Raw genomic sequence first — 20,176 nt, 5'->3', positions numbered from 1 at the left:
AGAATTAAGCTGATTTTTAGTTGCTTTTCTGCCCCGAAAAGAACCTAAAGAAATAAAATAAAATATCATGAAAAAACCTACTTTTTCTAGACTAGTCGTAATTATCCTATTTATCATCTTTGGATTAAAAGGATTTGCACAAAACTATGAACCTTTTGTTCCAAGATTTAATGAAGACTTAAAAGGTGATATTGTTCTTATTGGGAATAATATTCTTGGGCCAAATAATGATGCGTTTAACAACAACTCGGTTTACAATCATCAAGTAGACATGACCTACATTGATATTGATAGTGACGGCTCAACCTTTAGTTCTTCGAGCGCAGATCTAGATATCGAAAATCCTAATTGTTATAAAATAATATATGCTGGATTATATTGGGGCGCTGTAAATCCAGGAAGTGAACCAATAACAGATGTAAAATTTAAAGGCCCAATTGGTGGCTACAATGATATTCAAGGTTCAGTTATTTATGAGGCTGGTACAAATACTGTAGATGGTGGAGATAGTTTTTCTTATGCTTGTTTTGCAGATGTTACGTCTATTGTTACAAGTTATGGTTCTGGTGTAGATTTAGGAACCTATACTATTGCCAATGTCTCTTCAGCTGAAGGTCGTACTGCGTCTTACAGTCCTTATAATGGTACAGGTCAATCTGCTGGTTGGTCTTTGTTTATTGTGTATGAAGATCCTACTTTACCAGGGAAATCAATTACTAGTTTTGATGGTTTTAGTGCTATTAGTATTGCAGGTGGCAATCCTACATTAGATATTCCTGTCGATGGATTTAGAACGGTTCCTGCTCCTGCTCCAGTAAGAGCAAACTTTGCCTTTGCTACTTTAGAAGGTGATAGTCCAATTTTGGGTGATCGCTTAAGATTAAACGGAGTAAGTTTATCTACTGCAGATCGTCCAGTAGCAAATTTCTTTAATAGTTCAGTAACACAATTAGATGCAACTCCAGTAAATGATAGAGTTCCAAATAGTACAAATACCTTAGGGTTTGACACAGGTGTTATTGCCATACCAAATCCAGGAAATTCAGTTATTGCCAACGATGCCACTTCAGGTAACATTAGTCTACAAACAAGTGGTGATACTTATTTTCCATATTTCTTTGCATTTGCAGTAGAAATTATAGAACCTAATATTGTACTTACTAAAATTGTTGAAGATGATTCTGGAAATAATATTGGAGATCAATCGGTAGGTTTAGGGTCTTCCTTAAATTATGTGATTGGTTTTCAAAATACAGGAAACGATAATGCTACTAATTTTAGAGTTAGAGATATACTTCCTATTAACATTATATTTAACTATCCAACGGATTTAGTATTACCTGCAGGTGTTACTGTGGTTAGTTATACTGAAGCAACAAGAGAAATTATTTTTGCTATAGACGATTCTTTAGTTGAAGAAAATGACCCAGTTTATGAAATTAGAATTGAAGTAGAAGTTGTAGAATCATGTAGCCTTTTAGTAGATGCATGTTCTAATATTATTAGTAATCAAGCCTATGCATCTTATAATGGTTTTTACAATCCTAATTTCGGAATTACAGATGACCCAAGTTTAAGTAGTAATACAGGATGTCTAATATCTCCAGAAGCGACCAACTTTTTAGCCGATTTAAACTGTACATTCTCAGAAGAGATTGTTCTTTGTGGCGATAGTGTAGATCTTACCGCTGCAAACGGTTATGATTCTTATGCTTGGTCTACTAGCTCAACAGGAAGTCCAGTAATAGGAACTACACAAACAATAACAGTTACAGGAACTGGTACCTACTACTCTTTTAATACAGCAGTTGCACCATGTCAATCTATTATTCAAGAATTTGATGTTGAACTTTTTGGTTCTAACACTACAAATCCAGTACTTGCTTATGCAGATGAAGTAGTTACTTGTCCTAATGATGGAAAATTATTACCTAATATATTCTTATGTGGTGCTAACGATTCAAGATTAATTGAAACAAATATATCTGATTCCACTTCAGTAATTTGGGAACAATTAGATGAGTCTAGTTGTTCTGCTGTTACAGATTCTGATTGTGCAAATGAAAACGGATCTTGTACTTGGAATGAAGTACAAAATGGATCTAGTTTTTTAGCGAATACCTCAGGACAGTATCGTATTACTATTAATTATCCTGGTGGATGTTTTGTTCAATTTTATTTCAATGTTTATCAAAACTTATTGAGTCCTACTGTTACTGCTACTGATATTATTTGTACTTCTGATGGAAGTATAACAGTAAACGGCGTGCCTTCTGGTTATGAATACAGTATTGATAATGTTAATTTTCAATCTAGTCCAATATTTTCTGTCGATACTGCAGGTTTTTATACCATTTATGTAAGACAAGATGGAGTGGTTTCAAATCCATGTGTATTTACTGTGCCAGACATTCAAATTAGAGATAGAGAATTTACAGGGTCTTCAATTATAACACAACCTTTTTGTCATGGAGACAAAGGCACTATTTATTTGGCTGCAAATGATGCAGATCCACAATATTCATTTTCACTTTCTCAAGGTGCTACTTTAGTTAATAGTGTTGGACCAACAGTTGATAATACACATACGTTTCAAAATTTAAATCCAGGAACTTATACGGCAACTATTACATCTGAAAACGGTTGTACATACACTGAGAATATTACAATTACAGAACCACCCATTCTTACTGTTACAGCAGCAATAACAAGCCCTTTAACATGTTCTGATGGTGAAATTACAATTTACCCTGTAGGTGGAACACCTCCATATTACTATTACATTAATAGTACAACAGACTTTCAAACGATTCCAGAATATGTAGTAACAACTGCTGGAACTTATGATATCACTGTTATTGATTCTAATAATTGTAGTGCAGATACAAGTATAACTGTTGGTGCTATACCTCAACCAGAATTTAATGTTGCTGTTACAGATATTGCTTGTGCAGATTCTAATAATGCAGGAGCATTAACCATAAATGTAACAAATGCTAATGGAAATAGCATTACCTATAGTATTGATGGCGGAACTACATTCTCTAATTCAAATGTGTTTACAGGATTAACCGTTGGTAATTACAACGTTATTCTTCAATATACGTCTGGTTCTGATGTTTGTGAAACAAGTCCGCAAACTGTAACTATTAATTCGGCTACAGCGATTGTTGGAACGGCAGATTTAACAACGCCTCTAACATGTGACTCTGAAGGAACAATTACGGTAACAGGAGTTTCAGGAGGAGATGCACCATACATGTACAGTATAGATGGTGTTACTTTTCAGAATAGTAATAGTTTCACTAATTTATCTGCAGGATTATATACTGTTTTAGTTAGAGATGCTAGTGGATGTTCTTCTGCAATGAATCAAATTACAATTGAACAGTTAAATCCACCAACAGATTTAACTTTTGGTAATTCGCCAGTAACATGTCCAACGAATACTTCTACAATTTCAATCACAGGAACTACAGGAGGATCAGGAATATTAGAGTATCAAATTACGGCTCCTGCTTCAGCAGCGACAACATATCAAACATCAACATCTTTTTCAGGATTAGAACCTGGAACATACACATTTCAAGTAAAAGATGAAAACGATTGTACTTACAGTGAATCTTATACAATTGACCCAATCCCTACTCCAACTTTAAATATTGTTTTAACAGAAGATTTAAATTGTACAACTTCACCAGATGCCATAATAACAGGAACTATTTCGGGGCCTGCACCTTACACGTATGCTGTATCAATTGACGGAGCTACTTACACAGCTTTAGGATCTACAGGAACACCTTTTACTTATAACACGTCAAGTGCAGGAACGTATCAGTTTGAAATTACAGATGCAAATGGTTGTTCTGCACAATCATCACTGATTACAGTTAATCCATTATCATTACCAGCGTTGAGCTTAGTAACACAAACGCAACCTATTTTATGTAATGGAGATACTAATGGATCTATTGATGTTACTATAGATACAACAGTAGGAACACCTCCTTTTGTAATTAACGTAAACAATGATACTGCAGGAACGGATTTTGGAACACAAACGTCTAGTTTACCTGCAGGAACATATACAGTAACTATTACAGATTCTAAGCTTTGTACAGCAACTGAAACAGTAACAATAGATGAACCAGATCCTATTGTTGTAGATCATACAGCTGTTGATATTACATGTGGTACTTTAGGAGTTTCACAAGGATCGGTTATTGTAAACTCGGTTGCTGGCGGAACACCTCCTTATAATTATTTTGTAACAGGAACTAATGGATATTCAAACTCTGAACTTAATAATGCTGGATCTACGTCTGTTAGTTTTGATGTCGTTGATTTTGGACTGTATCAAATTAATGTTGTAGATGCTAATGGATGTTCAATTTTGATTCAAGATGTATTAGTTGCTTCACCTCCTACAGATTTAGACATTGATGTTATTGCAGCTGTAGATTGTTCTACAGGTGGAACTGTAGAAGTTAGCATAGGCTCTTCATTAGCAAGTGCTGGTCCTTTTTTCTTTAGTATTTATGAAGGAACATCAACGGTTTATCCTACAGGAACTTGGATACCTGAAGATGTACCAGGCGGTCAATTAGCAACATTTACAGGTTTAACACCAGGAGTACTTTATACGTTTATTGTTTATGATCAATCTACAAATTGTAGTTATTATGAACCTTCAACAGTTCCTATTCCAACAAATTCAACTTTATCAGCAACAGCTGTTAGTGCTAATAATATCACTTGTACAGGAAGTGACGATGGAACTGTTTCCTTTACTGTAAATAGTGTTTACTCAAGTGCTGTTAATGTAACCTATGAAATTTTTGATTCATTAAGTTTAACTTCAACATCTATAATAGGATCTGGATTAGTGCCAGCAAACGGCTCATTAAACGTTACAGATTTAGGACCTTTACCTTTTGGTAATTATTTTGTGTCTATTATTGAAACGTCTGGTGCAAATGCAGGCTGTGGTGTTGTAACCATTCCTTTTAATATTACTGAATCTGCTTTTCTTTTAGAGTTGGCTGTTTCAATTGATCAGAATGCGAATTGTAATGCCAACTCAGGTGTTATTAGTGCAATTGCTTCAAACGGAACACCTCCTTATGAATATCAAATTACGACTTCAGCTACTGCTCCACTTATAACGGATTCGTCTTGGGATTCTTCAAGTACGTTTAATGTAGATGCTGGTAGTTATTACGTTCATGTAACGGATGCTTATAATTGTGTGGTAACAAGTCCTGTTCAAGTTGTTACTATGGATGCCACTCCTGTTATTTCAGCAATTACAACAAATCAATGTACGGTTGCAGAAGGTGCATATGAAATAGTTGTTAATTTAGATACTGCTGGAACGCCACCTTATACGGTAAGTATTAATGGTGGAGCATTTCAAACACAAACGTTTCCTTTTACACTTTCAAATTTATATTCTGGAACTCATACTATAGCTATTCAAGATTTTAATGGTTGTGGAAATACGGTTTCATTAGATATCGTTGCACCAATTGTAGTAACACCAGAAGTTACAGTGTTACCAACTTGTAACGATGATGACGGTGAAATTACAATCACAGCTTCTGGAGGATCTGGTTCTTATGCTTATACCATTGCACCAAATACCGCTTCAATTAGTTTAACTGGAAATATATTTTCTGGAGTTCCATCTGGAACGTATACGGTTACTGTTACAGATACTGTAACATTGTGTTCTGAAGATGTAACTATTGTTTTACAAGAAGCTGTAACACCATTAATAACATTGACTCCATCTGAAATGACATGTTTCGGTGATAATTCTGGATCATTCGAAATTAATATTGCCAATTATACGGGATCTTATACTTATGAAGTGTTTGATAGTTTAGGAACTTCAATAATAGGAGCTATTAATGCCAACACATCTACTAACCCTATAACTGTAACAGGATTGTCAGCTGGAACATTTTCTGTAGTAATCACGGAAACTGATGTTCCTTTTTGTACTGCAACAGCAAGTGTTACTATGGTATCTCCTTTAGATGCATTGGCGCTTAACGTTTCGGAAACTTCAAATGTAACTTGTAATAATAATGAAGGTACCATTACAGCAGTTGCAACTGGTGGTTGGGGAGATTACGAATATGAATTAACTGGAGATGCTACTGTTGTTTATTCTTCAAATGGATCTTTCACTGCATTGTCTGCCGGATCTTACACTATAAATGTTAGAGATGCTGGAGGTTGTATTGTTTCAGAAACCATAACACTAGCAACACCTACACCAATATCTGCTACATTTACTCCAAGTGCCACTGTATTATCTTGTTTTGGAGATCAGGATGCAAGTATTACAATAACAAATGTTACAGGTGGTCAAGGTACAAATTACACATATACACTAAATACAGTGTTACCAACGCCTAGTGTTTCTGGACCACAAACTTCTAATGTATTTGAAAATCTAGGACCTGGAACTTATTTTATTAGAATAACAGATGGTTATGATTGTGAATCAACTTCATTAAATATTGTAATTACGGAACCAGATCCAATTGTAGCGAGTTTAGTAAGAACAACAACTCAAACTTGTTTAACTGAGTCGACGTTAACGTTAAGTGCAACTGGAGGCACAGGGTTGTATTCTTATAGTGATAATCCTTCATTTACTCCAATTATAGGAACTTTTACAAACTCTACAACATTCAGTGTTTCTGATGGAACGTATTCTTATTATGTTAAGGATGCTAATGATTGTATTACTAATGTGTCTAATGAAATCACTGTAGATCCATTAGTAACTTTAGAAGTTACTTTAGAGTCTACAAACCCAACAATTAATTGTGCTGGTGATAATAACGGATCTGTTTTAGCTACTGCTATAGGCGGATTAGGAAATTACACTTACACGTTACAAGATAATTTAGGCAACCCTGTTACTGCTACAGAAAATAGTCCTGGTTATTTTACAGAACTTTTTGCTGGAGATTATGTTGTACTCGTAGAAAGTGGAGATTGTAATGCAACGTCTGCTACAGTAAGTATTACTGAGCCAGATGCTCCGCTTGATGCTTCAATTATAGTTAATAATATAAGCTGTCCAGGAATAAATAATGGGTCAGTTGAAATTACGGCCTCAGGAGGTACTGGTATTATTAAATATGCTATCTCACCACAATTAAATCAGTTCTTTGAATCTAACATCTTTGAAAATTTAGAACCTGGAACTTATGATATTATTATACAAGATGAGTTGGGTTGTTATTTAACGTTCAATTTCGATATTATTGAGCCTATTCCTGTTCTCGTAAATATTGTTGCAGATTCTTTATTTCCAGCAGTGTGTTCTGGAGTTACAGATGGCGAATTTAGTATCGTTGTTTCAGGAGGTGCACTTCCATATAGCGTGAGTTTAGATGATTATAATGGGACCTATGAAACAGGAGGTGCAACACAAACTGAATTTGATTTTACAAATTTAGGAGGAGGTGATCATGTTGTATTTGTTACTGATTCTAAAGGATGTGAAACTGAATGGAATATTACATTCCCAGAATCAGTTACTATTCTACCAGAACTTATCATAGAAACTATTTGTGATAATAATACACAAGGCAATGTGGTTACTGTAACCGTAGATGCTTCAATTGAAGATTTAACTCAACTTGATTATTCATTAAATGGAGGTGCTTTTCAGCAAAGTAATATCTTCTATAATGTACCTGTAGGCACGGACCACTATATAGAAGTGCAACACTCTAATTCTTGTATTCAGCAAACAGACTTCTTTGATATAGAAGCCTACGACCCTGTGACATTAACATTAGGTGAAGGTGGATTAAATGAATATATCGCTAACGCATCCGGTGGTGCTGGTAACTATCAGTACACGATTAATGATGAGGATAACGGAAATGAAAACACTTTCATTATAACAGAATCTGGATTATATACTATAACGGCAACGGACAGTAGTGGTTGTTTTGCAACAATACAAATAGAATTAGAGTTTCAAGACCTTTGTATTGCTAATTGGTTTACGCCTAATGACGATGGTGAATTTGATACTTGGGCACCAGGATGTACAGAAAATTACCCAAATCTAACCTTCGATATTTTTGATCGCTATGGTCGTAAAATTGCTACCTATCGCGTTGGTGAAACTTGGGATGGTAGATACCATGACAAAGATTTACCTACAGGAGATTATTGGTTTGTAGTAAAAACTAATGATCCAGTGAACGATAAAGAATTTGTTGGACACTTTACATTATATAGATAAACGCAGAGAATCCTAGAAAGATAAAATTATGAAAAAAATTTCCCTATATATTCTATTTCTGGTCTTCGCTCAAAGCTACGGCCAAGAATTAAATCTTCCAGTATTTACACAATACTTGGCAGATAACGACTTTGTAATTTCTCCTACCTACGCCGGAATTGGAGATAATTTAAAAATTAGAGCTAACGGATTAACACAGTGGGTTGGCATAAAAGATGCACCAGATAACCAATCCCTATATGTAGATTTTAGAATGTCTAATCGTTCTGGTATAGGCGTTACAGCTTACAACGATAAAAACGGAAACACGTATCAAAAAGGTGTAAAGTTCTCTTTTGCGCATCATATAACTTTAGATTATAAGTCTAAGCAATTTTTATCTTTTGGTTTGTCTTACAATATTAATAGCTTTAGAATTGGCATAGAAGATTTTAATACTACATATGACACGCCAATTATTGATCCATATATTACAGATGATAAATCTCAATCTAACAATAATTTTGATGCAGGATTATTATACAGATGGAAAGCCTTTTATTTAAGTTTTAATGCCAATAACATATTAGGAAAAGATATTGATTCTTATACGGCTATTGAACCAAGTCAACTTTTAAACTATCAAATATATACAGGAGTTGTTATTAAGAATAAAAACAAGAAAGATGTAGAGTTTGAACCTTCTGTATTTTATCAAATGTTTGCTAGTGACCAACGTTCTAGTACAGATGTTAATTTTAAATACCGAAAATTTAACAGAAGAGGAGATTATTATTTTGTTGGTGGATCTTACCGTTTTCTTAACGATCAATTTATGAAGCCATTAAATTTAGGACCAATGGCTGGTATTACGTTTAATAAGTTCTTTTTTGCTTATTCATACCAAATAACGATGAATGATTTATCTGGTTATAATTCAGGAACACATATGGTAACCATTGGATTAGATCTTCTACAAAGCGCTAGTAATTGTGCATGTACTAAAGGTACGAGTCAAAGTTATTATAGATAATTATTTATAAATTGAAGTGTTTATTACCAATTATAAAACAGTAACTTCAAATATAACATTTATCAATCCTAATTTTAAATTAACAAGCCTAATACTCTCATAACCTAATACTTAGTCTTAAACGGTTTTAATCTCTTTACAACGAACTATTTGACGCGATCATCAATATTTTAGTATTTTCAACGTGCTATTAATCATACACTTTGAAAATGAAAATTATATTTAACAAGAATTCTATTGGGAATATTTCTCAATTGATTACATCCAAATCGTTTCAGTTTAGAACGACATTTATAATTTTAGCTTCCTTCTTATTATTTGGAGCACTACCCTACTTTACGGGTTCTGGTTTAACCTCACCAGGTACAATTGGTCCATATGCAAATTCTGTTTTTCCAGTTGAAGGCAATATTGAATTTGCCATTTCTCATAGGATTGCTTATCCTAATTTAACATTTTTCTCACCTATTACTTTTAGAATGGTGCCGCAACAAGATAAAATTATTCTTGGTCAGCTCGATGGTGAAATTTATTGGTTTGATGATGATGAAACTACTGTAACCAAAAACTTATTACTAGATCTTACTGGCCAGGTAGGAATTGTTCATGATGGTGGATTTCTAGGGTTAACATTACATCCCGATTTTGATGCTGCTGTAAATCCTAAAAACTACATGTATGTTTATTATACGACTAAAAACGGTGAGGGATTAAATAGACCACCTGTAGGATCACATACAGGTCAAGGTTGTTCATGGAGTGAAGACAGAAACGAATATCAAGGTAATTATTTAGTTCTAGAACGCTATGAAATCGATCCGATAAACATGACTATTGATCCATTGACTAGTACAAATATTCTAAAAATTAGAATGTATGGAACAACGCATTATGGAGGTGGAATGGATTTTGGAAATGATGGTTTTTTATACCTAACTATTGGAGATCAAGCGTCATGGAGACGCGCTCAAAATATTACAGATAATCTTTCTGGTGGAGCTCTTCGATTAGATGTAGATAAAGACCCAACAAAAAGTCATGCTCCAATTAGAAAAAAACAAAATCCTGGTGTCGGTTTCCCTGGTGAGATTTCTGGTGTAGAATATTGGATACCTAATGACAATCCGTTTTTAAGTCCAACGGGAGCAACTTACGAAGAATATTATAGTATAGGATTGAGAAATCCCTTTAGAATGACCAAAGATAAAGCAACAGGTGATTTTTATATTGGAGACGTTGGTTTAAACACACATGAAGAAGTTAATATCTTAAAAAAAGGATCTAATTATGGTTGGCCACAATACGAAGGATTTAATTCTCGTGGAACTAACTGTGCTTCGTTATTAAATAATATGCCACACGAAGAACCTTTAACAGCTTTTGCTCGTGCAGATGCTAATGCGCTTGCTGGTGGATTTGTTTATCGCGGTTCAGCTATACCTGAACTTTACGGAAAATATTTGTGTGCAGATTATGGTGGTGGTGATGAAATTTTTTCTGTAAATATAAACTCTGGAGCTTATGAACAAGTTGCAACCTTAAGTAATGTAATTTCATTTGGAGAAGACAATGATGGTGAACTTTACCTCCTATCTTATGGTTCAAATCAGCATATATACAAAATTATTGAGAGTATTGATGACGATTTTAATAATATGCCTCAATTATTATCTGATACTCAGGTTTTTTCTAATTTATCAACTTTAGATGTTATTGATGGCATTGTACCTTACGAATTATACGAATCGTTTTGGTCAGATGGTGCTTTAAAAAAACGTTGGATTGCTGTACCAAATACAGACGGCGTTCATAGTGGTACAAATGAACAAATACAATATTCTGAATATGGAGATTGGGAATTTCCTCCTGGAACTGTAATTATAAAACAATTCGATTTACAAATCGATGATAACGATCCTTCCATAACTAAGAAAATTGAAACACGTTTTTCTATTGCAGATCAAAATGGAGGTTGGTATTTCTTAACTTATAATTGGAATGATGCACAAACAGATGCGGTTTTGCAAACCACGAGCTTAAATGAATCGGTTAGTATTTCGACTAACAATTCAGGAGGAACACGGACTCAAACATGGCATTTCCCTTCTCATTCAGAATGTACAACGTGTCATAATGATGCAAACAAAGGTGTTTTAGGTTTAAAAACCAGGTATTTAAATACAGATTACGACTACGCTACTCACGATGCTATAAATGGTCAAGTAGCAAACCAATTAGTTACTTTAAGCCATTTAAATATTCTTAATCAATCTATTTCTGATACTGACACACCAAATTTAGTCGCCAATAAACCTATGAGTGATCCTGCGGCTACTTTAGATGAACGTGCAAGATCATATCTAGACTTAAATTGTGCTTATTGTCACAGACTTGATAATAACAACAGAACTAATTTTGATTTACGAGTATTCAATAGTTTAGAAGCTACTCAATTATTAAATGCAGGTATTTTAAATCCTCTAGGTATTGATCCTAACGAAAAAATAATATTTCCAGGTGATGCTTCTAAGTCTATATTATATCATAAAATGAACAGTGTAGATCAAACTATCATGATGCCTCCTTTGGCTAAATTGACTATAGACCAACCTGCTGTAGATCTCATAGAAGATTGGATTAATCAATTAGATACCAATACAACAGATATAACAAACAACCCAAATCCCTTAAGTAATTTGGCTCTTTTACCTTCTGCAGAGCTTGATGGATCTGTTGGACCTAATGGGCAATCTGGTAGAGGAACTCCATTAGATATTGTTTATGATCCCTTAATCGGAGATTATAAAGTGTATACTAATTATGCAGAATATGGTGTGCCTTACCAATACAACTCAGGTTTATTAACAGAAACCAATGGTTTCTTTTGGAGTGTAGATTGGCCAAGTCCTAAATTCGTTAATTATATTACTATTGGTGGTTCTTACGATGGACAACCACAACAATATACGAACTGGCGTGTTAGCTATCTTAGAGAAGGAAATTGGATTACTTTAGACAGCGGTATTGGTGGTTGGATAAATGATGGTATTTATGAATGGGGAGGATCTAGTCAAGTTCCAATTTATGCAGAAGCCGTAAAAGTAGTGTTGTATAGTGATGCTATTCATGATGTTAAAAGTATACATTTAAGAGCTCGAGGTGGAAAAACAAGAAATAAGCCAGATGAAACCAATACACAACCTACAAAAGCGACTTTAGTGCAATTTATTCCTAATGACAACCCAACTAAAATAGTGAATGTATTAGCTGGACTGCAACAATCCGCTTGTGATACTAATGATAACACCTACGCTCAAGATTTAATTGTAACCTATATTAATCCTCCTGAAACAGGTAGTTTAGTTGTTAATGGTCAGAGCTTTCCAATAACAACAAGTCCTCAAACAATTAACTTAACAGGCTTAATATCTGACGGATTAGATGTTGAAGTTGAAGCCGAGTTTAGTGATGGATATAAAACACTCTATTTAAGTACTCAAACCGTATTTACTGCTCCAGAGAATTGTACAGATCTTCTTGTAGGTGTAGACGAAACTCTAATTATAAATTCAGATTATACAGTCCCAGCAATTGGAACTTTAGAAATATTAGAAGGTGGTAGTTTAACTGTAACCGGAAATCTAACGGTTTTAGGAGACGTTATCTTAAATTCAGTTTCTAATAAGTACTCGAGTTTAATTGTTGAAGGAACGAGTACAGGAAACATCAGTTATAAGAGACACGTCAATGCTCAACAAAGCGGTTCTACAGGAAACGATTTAGTATCTGCTCCTGTTAAAGGCCAATCTTTTGGTGCTTTTGCATTAGATAATCCTAATATTTATGAAAACCCAAATAATACGCTTCAAAAATTATTTGGACCTTTTGATGAAACGTCTGGTGCCTATCTTATATATTCTACAGATTTAAATGCAGCTACAGACATAGAATCTGGTATTGGCTTTAGAACGGCTAGAGAAAGTGCAGAAGATCTTTCACAAGGCACAACATTTACATTCTTTGGTGAAATGGAAACGAATGCAGTAGCAAAAACTATTACGACATCAGGTTCTAATTTTGATGGATGGAATTTAATCGGTAATCCATATACTTCATATATAGATTTTGACACTTTTTTTGCACTTAATAAAACGCAATTAAATGGTGGTGTTTACCAAGCTATTTATGGTTTTGACGGAGACAGTTCTAATGGTTGGACCGTATTAAATAACTTAACCGCAGGAGAATTAATTGCGCCAGGTCAAGGTTTCTTCGTAAAAAGTAAATCTGGCGGAGGATCTATAACATTCACACCTCAAATGAGAACAGGTGGTTCTTCTGACGATTTTATATTAGGGCGAGAATCTTCTACGCAATCTGGTCATATAAAACTGAAAGCACAAGCCGTAGATTCAGAATTCTATACAGATGTCTATTTTAATAATAACGCAACAGCAGGTTTAGATCCTGGTTACGATGCTGCACTTTACACAGGAAATCCACCAGAATTTTCTATGTATTCACATTTAGTCGAAGATAATTTAGGTGTTCCAATTATGATTCAAGCACTGAGTGAAATAGCAATGACAGATACAAACTTAGCTTTAGGAATTCATGCAAATCAAGGTCAAGAATTAACCATTAGTATTCTAGAATCTGATTTGCATAATACTATAGATGTTTATTTGGAGGATACTTTAAATAATACGTACACATTACTGACTACCAATAATTATACATTTACTGCAGATAACAATCTATCTGGTGTTGGTCGTTTTTATCTTAGGTTTCAAGATAATATACTTAATATAAATAATTCATCTTTAGATACTTTACGTATTTTATCTAATCATTTACAGCAAACTATTGAAATAACAGGTCAACTAGAAAAGCAAACAGCATTCAAACTGTATGATCTTCATGGCCGTGTTATTCTAACTAAAAATTTAGATTTTAATTCTATAAAACAAATTATTAATGTGAGTCATCTAAATACCGGAATTTACATCGTAGAATTAGAAACCGTTTATGAAAACAAACGCATTCAAAAATTAATTATTAAATAATTACAGTACCCTATTTTTGTAAGAAAGCGCAAAACCTAGTTACGGTTTTGCGTTTTCTATTTTAATACAAATGGAGCAGGTATAAAAAAACAAATTAGGTTGTAAAAACAAGCAATTAATAAATGTTTGTATAAGGATAACTTTGTCTAAGAATATGTATATTTTTATTGAGCTATGGATAAAAGCACTTTATTACGTTATAAAGGTTACTTGGAAACACCTTCACTATTTAAAACTAGTAGTTTACCTCAAATTGAACAAATTAATCTGAGTTCTGAATTTGAACCTTTAAATTCAAATATTGAGTTTAAAAATCATCGTTTAGGTAAGTTAGTAGAAGAATTTGTGTATTATCAACTTAAACAGAAATCCTCTGTTCATTGGATTATAGAAAATTTACAAATTCAAAATGGAAAACAGACTGTAGGAGAATTAGATGCACTTTATTATTTAAAACATAAGCCTGTTCATCTTGAAGTTGTTTATAAATTCTATTTGTACGATACTTTAGAAAACTACCAAGATCCCCTCGCCTATTGGATTGGACCTAATAGAAAAGATTCTCTGTGTTACAAATTAGATAAACTAAAGTCTAAACAATTTCCTTTATTTTATAAAAACGAAACTAAGCTTCAACTTTCTCAATTGAATATAGATTCTACAGACGTTTCACAAAAACTCTGTTTTAAAGCACAATTATTTTTGCCTTATCCCAAAACTAAAATTAATAGTGAATTGATAAATGAAAATTGCATCAGCGGTTTCTATATGTCATTTAAAGCCATTTCTGAATTTAAAGCACTAAAATTTTACATTCCCCATAAATTAGATTGGCTTGTTAAGCCTCACAATAATATTTCTTGGGAAGATTATAACACTGCTAAAATAATGATAGAGGAAGATATTAAATCTCAACGTTCACCTTTGGTTTGGATAAAATATAACGACACCAAACTTGTAAAATGTTTTATCACCTTTTGGTAATTATGAAAGAACACAACTATTATAAACTCTACAAACCTTATGGCTATTTAAGCCAATTTATAAATCACCAAAGTAAACGAAAGTCGAAAAAACTTTTAGGAGAACTGCACACCTTCACAGAAGAACTTATGGCTGTTGGCCGATTAGATGAAAAATCTGAAGGTTTATTATTATTAACTACAAATGGTAAATTTAGTAATTATATAACGAGTACCAATATAGAAAAGGAATATCACGTTATGGTAGATGGTGTAATAACACCAGAGATTATTGAAGAGTTAAAAGTTGGTGTTGAAATTTCAGTTGAAGGTAAACTTTATAAAACAAAGCCATGTCAAGCAGAAATTTTAACTGATACCTCTCATATTATTAAACGTTTTGTACGTGACGAACGTCATGGGATTACCTCGTGGTTGTCCATTACAATAACTGAAGGGAAATTTAGACAAGTGCGAAAAATGACTGCCAAAGTAGGTTTGCCAACATTAAGATTAGTACGCGTTAGGATTGGTGATTATAACTTAGACGACATGAAACCTGCAGATGTCTTCCCTATTAATTATTAGAAGATTCTTCTGCTACTTCTGCCTTCTTTTCTTTGATAATAACTTTTTCGTTCTGAAAAATAATTGTGGCTTTTACTCCCGTAAGTAGGTTCCACTCTTTGGATGATATAACATTACCTTTATCATCGTAAACCACAAATTCTGCGGTGTTCGGTCCAGATTCGCCTTGATTTAGTGCGACAATATCTACAGTATTTTTTCCATCAATTAAATCTACTTCTACACGTCTATAACTACCAGTTAATAACAGACTGTGTTTAACAATAGTTCCATTGACCAAAATCTGAACACGATCACCATCAGGATATTGATGGTCTCTACAAACTATATTCACAAATTTGGTGTCTACACGATGTTCGCCTAGAAACTGATCTGACATGGTTCTAATAATTCCGCCCTTAACAGCTTCTTTTGTCCAACGTTTCTCATAAATTTCACCAGGACTCTTTAAACCATCATTTTCAGTCATAGAAAATGGTTTCTCTGTTTCATTAAAGACAAATTTCTCTTTAGAATCAGTAGAACTACCATTGGACTTCTCGTTCTCCTTTTTAGGTAATGGAGCGACTTTAATTTTTACTAAAGTAGAATCTTTCTTGGTCTTAGAAGGTTCTGCCGGAATACGTATAGATTTATTCTCTTTATCTTTAATTTGGGCAAAAACCATACTGCTGCAAAAAATGCAGAACATAAATACGATAAGTTTAACGGCTTTCACTAATTTAAAAATGGGTTTTAATTTATTAATATGTTAAGTTACAAAAATCATTCCTTTCTATTACTTACAACCAAAATAAACGTTTATAAAGAGAAATATTTACAATAAAAAGTTAAAACTTACCATTAAAGCTAATTCTTAACTTTCTATTATACTCTACAAATAGCCACTCTTTATAATTTTGAGTACTATTCATAATACAATAACAGTATTGTTTTATTCTGTAAGCAATTTCATCTTGAAGTTCTTTAGTTAAATCCCTCGCATCATAAACATCCTCACTATTATCAATACACATTTGGGAGTGTTGCGCAATTGAGCGTTCAATAACGGTGAATGATTTTTTACCTTCATTCATCACTTTTTTATATTCCTCCTTGACATCAAAATTTAAAGTAAAAGACTTTTTGAATTTTACTTTTAAAGCATCTGGCATTTTGTATGTAAAATCTCGCTCTAATAAATCGTCATCTACAATATTTTCTAAATAATAGTCTGGATGCTTAAAAATATGTTGCCAATCTACAGGCTGATCCCAAGGCCCAAATCGCGATTCATTATTACCTAAATCTATAACTTGAAATAATTTACGATCCTTGTAAATACGACTTCCACGACCAATCATTTGAAAATACAAGGTTAAAGATCGTGTGGCTCTATTCAAAATTATAGTTTCTACAGACGGTTCATCAAAACCAGTGGTTAAGATACTTACAGAAGATAATACAGCGTCAGGCGTATTTTTAAACCATTTTAAAATGTCCTTACGATCTTGCTTAGTTGTTGTATTATCTAAATGCTGAACATTATAGCCCGCTTTTTTAAACGTATAATAGACTTCCTTAGAGGTATAGATTCCGTTATTAAAGATTAATGTTTTTTTGCCTTTTGCTAATTCTTCGTAGGCCATTAACAACTTGGATTGCATTACACTATTGGTGTATAATGCTTCAGAAGATTTTACCGTATAATCGCCATTAATACCAATTTTCAAGGACGTTAATCCAACATCGTAATGAGAAACTTCTGCTTTAGCTAAAAATCCATTCTTTATTAATGTAGAAATATCATCACCAACAATAAGCTTATTGTAATTATCTTTCATTGGTAGTTTAATATTACTACTCAACGGAGTTGCTGTAACACCAAGAATAAAGTCATTTTCAAAAAACTTAAATAGTTTTCTAAAAGAATTATAATGTGCTTCATCAATAATTACTAAACCTACATTTTTTAACTCAAAATCATTATCAGACAAGCGGTTATTTAAGGTTTCTACCATCGCAACAAAACATTGATAATCATCTTGATCTGGCAATGTTTTCACTTTACTATTTATAACCTTGTTCTTAACATTAAAGCCTGTTAATACATTAGAGGTTTGTTTACAAAGTTCTATTCTGTGTGTAAGAATAACGACTTTTTTATTGTGCTGTTCTACGTAACGTCTTACTATTTCAGAAAAAATAACGGTTTTCCCTCCTCCTGTTGGTAACTGATATAAGAGATTAAAATCGTTAGACTCGTCTCGCATAACATCAAAAATGCGATTAAGGTCTTTAATCTGGTAATCATAGAGACTTTTCTCGGATGCATTTTGTGGAATGGTTTCGGTTTCTGACGACATAAAATGAATTTAGTTCTTCGTTAATTTTGCAAAAATAGCACTTTGTAAAGGTTTATGAAATGAATAATTGACAAGATTTTAAAATAGTGGTACTGTTCTTGATATTAAGAAATCATTAACACTCAAACAGATAATACTATGAAATCATTTAGAAGACATTCTGCAACGGTCAATGCAGGATCTATGGCAGACATTGCTTTTTTACTATTAATTTTCTTTTTAGTGACCACAACCATTTCGGCAGATAAAGGTATTTTGCGACAATTACCACGTATTTGTGAAACTGAAGATTGTACTTCGAACATTCCGGAACGTAACCTTATTCGTATTTCAATGAATGAAAAACAGCAAATCATGGTTGATAACGATATTGTAGAACTCACAGATATTAAAAACCGCGTTGAAGTTTTTATTGATAATAATGGTGTTGGTACATGTGATTATTGTGAAGGAGAACAATCCGAAACATCATCAGACCATCCTAAAGAGGCTGTAATTTCATTAAGTCATGATGCTCTAACGAAATACAATTTGTTTATTTCTGTACAAGATGAAATAACAAAAGCTTATTATGATTTAAGAACGCGCTATGCAAAACAAACATTTAATAAAACACCAGATCAATTGTCTAAAGACGAATTAGAAAACGTTAAGAAGGCTTATCCTTTTATTGTTTCTGAAATTATGGTGAAACGTTCTCATTAGGTATTGAGTCTTTTGTTTTAACACAAAATTCAATTTCAACCTTCTTTTTGCCCCACTGTTTTGCTTTTTTTACATCTGTGCCCATATAAATATCAATACGTTTTCTCCAGCGACGGTTCATCTTATCCTTAACTGTATATAAACTATCGAAACCTTGAATTTTGACTTGGGTATTATGTACTAAACCGGAATCTAACAAATCGCGAGAAACAGCAATATAGCGTTGCCCAGGTTTTAAACTATCGCCAAAAGCGGTAATACTAGGATTAGAACTTGTCTGGTATGCTAATGAGTTGTATGCTGTGGCTGTAACTTTTATCGTGTTACTATTACACTGCTCATTGTTAATAGCTGTATTGCAATTATAAAGGCAAAGGATTGATACAAAAATGAGAGTGATGCGTGGCTTCATGTTTTAAATATAATGAATCTTCATCAACTATTGTAATTGAACAAAAGTATTCAATAGACTGAGATCACGTATACCATAACCAAAAAACCGTTAGATTCTTTAAGCAGAAACTAACGGTTTTATACATTTACTAAAACTTTAAAACTTATTTTTTAATTAGCTTTTGAGTCATTGTACTAGAATCAGTAGATAATTTAATAAAATAAATTCCACTTTGATAAGATGAAAGATTTAAAACACTTGTACCATTAGAATTTAAATTGCCTTTTTGAATAGCTTGACCTAAAGTATTGAAAATTTGGTAGTCCACATTTTCATTTATATTAGTTAAATTAATGGTCAGATTATCGTTTACCGGATTTGGGTATATGTCTATAAGGTTAACCAAATCAAATTCACCAACACTTAATGGATTCTGTACATTAAACAAAACAGATTCACTACTACTAAATACACCTCCAGTTTTGATATTATTACCATTTTCATCCTCTAAAGTATAAGAACCATTTCCAAAAGTACCGCAACAAATACCATCAGAAGCTGAATCGAAAATTGTAAATGTATAACATTCATCAAAAGTTGGAATTGTAATAGTTTCTTGATATGCTGTTGCATTGCCGTAAAGCGCTGTTGGACCACTAGCAACCTCTGCACCTGAACTATTTGTTAAACTCCAAGTTGTTTCAGATCCATAATTATCAGTTAAAATATCGAATATTATAGTAGATGTTGTGTAAGTTGGAGATACATTAAAATTAAAAACAAACATGTTATTAGAATCATTTTCGTCTGTTGTACCATTTGG

Annotated in this window: 10 protein-coding genes; 6 read left to right on the top strand and 4 right to left on the bottom strand. The window is 33.1% G+C overall.

Annotated elements, in window-relative coordinates; genetic code table 11:
• Window positions 1–67: 67 nt before the first annotated feature.
• The 5 genes from HM981_RS09925 (at window position 68) to HM981_RS09905 (ending at window position 15,909) form a co-directional block, all read left to right on the top strand.
• Complete coding sequence (locus tag HM981_RS09925) at window positions 68–8,281, top strand: T9SS type B sorting domain-containing protein (RefSeq protein WP_179338627.1); 8,214 nt, start codon at window positions 68–70, stop codon at window positions 8,279–8,281.
• A 28-nt stretch (window positions 8,282–8,309) separates the two neighbouring features.
• Window positions 8,310–9,293: a PorP/SprF family type IX secretion system membrane protein gene (locus HM981_RS09920; RefSeq protein ID WP_179338626.1), complete on the top strand. Its 984-nt coding sequence runs from the start codon at window positions 8,310–8,312 to the stop codon at window positions 9,291–9,293.
• 209 nt (window positions 9,294–9,502) lie between these two features.
• Window positions 9,503–14,359 carry a PQQ-dependent sugar dehydrogenase gene (locus HM981_RS09915; protein ID WP_179338625.1) on the top strand — a complete coding sequence of 1,619 codons (4,857 nt, stop codon included), beginning with the start codon at window positions 9,503–9,505 and terminating at the stop codon, window positions 14,357–14,359.
• Window positions 14,360–14,533: 174 nt separating this feature from the next.
• Window positions 14,534–15,343 carry a DUF1853 family protein gene (locus HM981_RS09910; RefSeq protein WP_179338624.1) on the top strand — a complete coding sequence of 270 codons (810 nt, stop codon included), beginning with the start codon at window positions 14,534–14,536 and terminating at the stop codon, window positions 15,341–15,343.
• Between the two features lie 2 nt (window positions 15,344–15,345).
• Window positions 15,346–15,909, top strand: a complete 564-nt coding sequence (locus tag HM981_RS09905) for a pseudouridine synthase (RefSeq protein WP_179338623.1) — start codon at window positions 15,346–15,348, stop codon at window positions 15,907–15,909.
• Here the strand turns inward: HM981_RS09905 and HM981_RS09900 are convergent.
• Together HM981_RS09900 and HM981_RS09895 are read right to left on the bottom strand one after the other, a co-directional pair.
• Window positions 15,899–16,600, bottom strand: coding sequence for a hypothetical protein (locus HM981_RS09900; protein ID WP_179338622.1), 702 nt, complete (start codon window positions 16,598–16,600; stop codon window positions 15,899–15,901). The genes HM981_RS09905 and HM981_RS09900 overlap by 11 nt on opposite strands.
• Window positions 16,601–16,739: 139 nt before the next feature.
• On the bottom strand, window positions 16,740–18,254 hold the full coding sequence (locus tag HM981_RS09895; RefSeq protein ID WP_179338621.1) for a DEAD/DEAH box helicase: 1,515 nt from the start codon (window positions 18,252–18,254) through the stop codon (window positions 16,740–16,742).
• A gap of 138 nt (window positions 18,255–18,392) precedes the next feature.
• Between HM981_RS09895 and HM981_RS09890 the strand changes: the two genes are divergently transcribed.
• Window positions 18,393–18,959 (top strand): ExbD/TolR family protein, encoded by a 567-nt coding sequence (locus HM981_RS09890; protein WP_179338620.1) that lies wholly within the window; start codon window positions 18,393–18,395, stop codon window positions 18,957–18,959.
• Here HM981_RS09890 and HM981_RS09885 read toward each other — a convergent pair.
• Together HM981_RS09885 and HM981_RS09880 are read right to left on the bottom strand one after the other, a co-directional pair.
• A complete protein-coding gene (locus HM981_RS09885; RefSeq protein WP_179338619.1) occupies window positions 18,937–19,371 on the bottom strand; it encodes a 3D domain-containing protein in 435 nt (144 codons plus the stop codon). The two genes, HM981_RS09890 and HM981_RS09885, sit on opposite strands and share 23 nt — an antisense overlap.
• A 145-nt stretch (window positions 19,372–19,516) precedes the next feature.
• The gene (locus tag HM981_RS09880; protein ID WP_179338618.1) at window positions 19,517–20,140 is read right to left on the bottom strand and encodes a T9SS type A sorting domain-containing protein; all 624 of its coding nucleotides are present in this window, start codon (window positions 20,138–20,140) and stop codon (window positions 19,517–19,519) included.
• Window positions 20,141–20,176: the final 36 nt, after the last annotated feature.

It is taken from the genome of Winogradskyella ludwigii (genome assembly GCF_013403985.1).
Classification (GTDB): Bacteria; Bacteroidota; Bacteroidia; order Flavobacteriales; family Flavobacteriaceae; genus Winogradskyella; species Winogradskyella ludwigii.
This window is presented reverse-complemented; position numbering and strand designations above follow the sequence as displayed.

What these genes read in the sequence shown, in the direction of transcription:
- HM981_RS09915 (WP_179338625.1), top strand. Translation starts at nt 9,503, where the DNA reads ATGAAAATTATATTTAACAAGAATTCTATTGGGAATATTTCTCAATTG.
- HM981_RS09900 (WP_179338622.1), bottom strand. Translation starts at nt 16,600, where the DNA reads ATGTTCTGCATTTTTTGCAGCAGTATGGTTTTTGCCCAAATTAAAGAT.
- HM981_RS09905 (WP_179338623.1), top strand. Translation starts at nt 15,346, where the DNA reads ATGAAAGAACACAACTATTATAAACTCTACAAACCTTATGGCTATTTA.
- HM981_RS09895 (WP_179338621.1), bottom strand. Translation starts at nt 18,254, where the DNA reads ATGTCGTCAGAAACCGAAACCATTCCACAAAATGCATCCGAGAAAAGT.
- HM981_RS09890 (WP_179338620.1), top strand. Translation starts at nt 18,393, where the DNA reads ATGAAATCATTTAGAAGACATTCTGCAACGGTCAATGCAGGATCTATG.
- HM981_RS09885 (WP_179338619.1), bottom strand. Translation starts at nt 19,371, where the DNA reads ATGAAGCCACGCATCACTCTCATTTTTGTATCAATCCTTTGCCTTTAT.
- HM981_RS09925 (WP_179338627.1), top strand. Translation starts at nt 68, where the DNA reads ATGAAAAAACCTACTTTTTCTAGACTAGTCGTAATTATCCTATTTATC.
- HM981_RS09880 (WP_179338618.1), bottom strand. Translation starts at nt 20,140, where the DNA reads ATGTTTGTTTTTAATTTTAATGTATCTCCAACTTACACAACATCTACT.
- HM981_RS09910 (WP_179338624.1), top strand. Translation starts at nt 14,534, where the DNA reads ATGGATAAAAGCACTTTATTACGTTATAAAGGTTACTTGGAAACACCT.
- HM981_RS09920 (WP_179338626.1), top strand. Translation starts at nt 8,310, where the DNA reads ATGAAAAAAATTTCCCTATATATTCTATTTCTGGTCTTCGCTCAAAGC.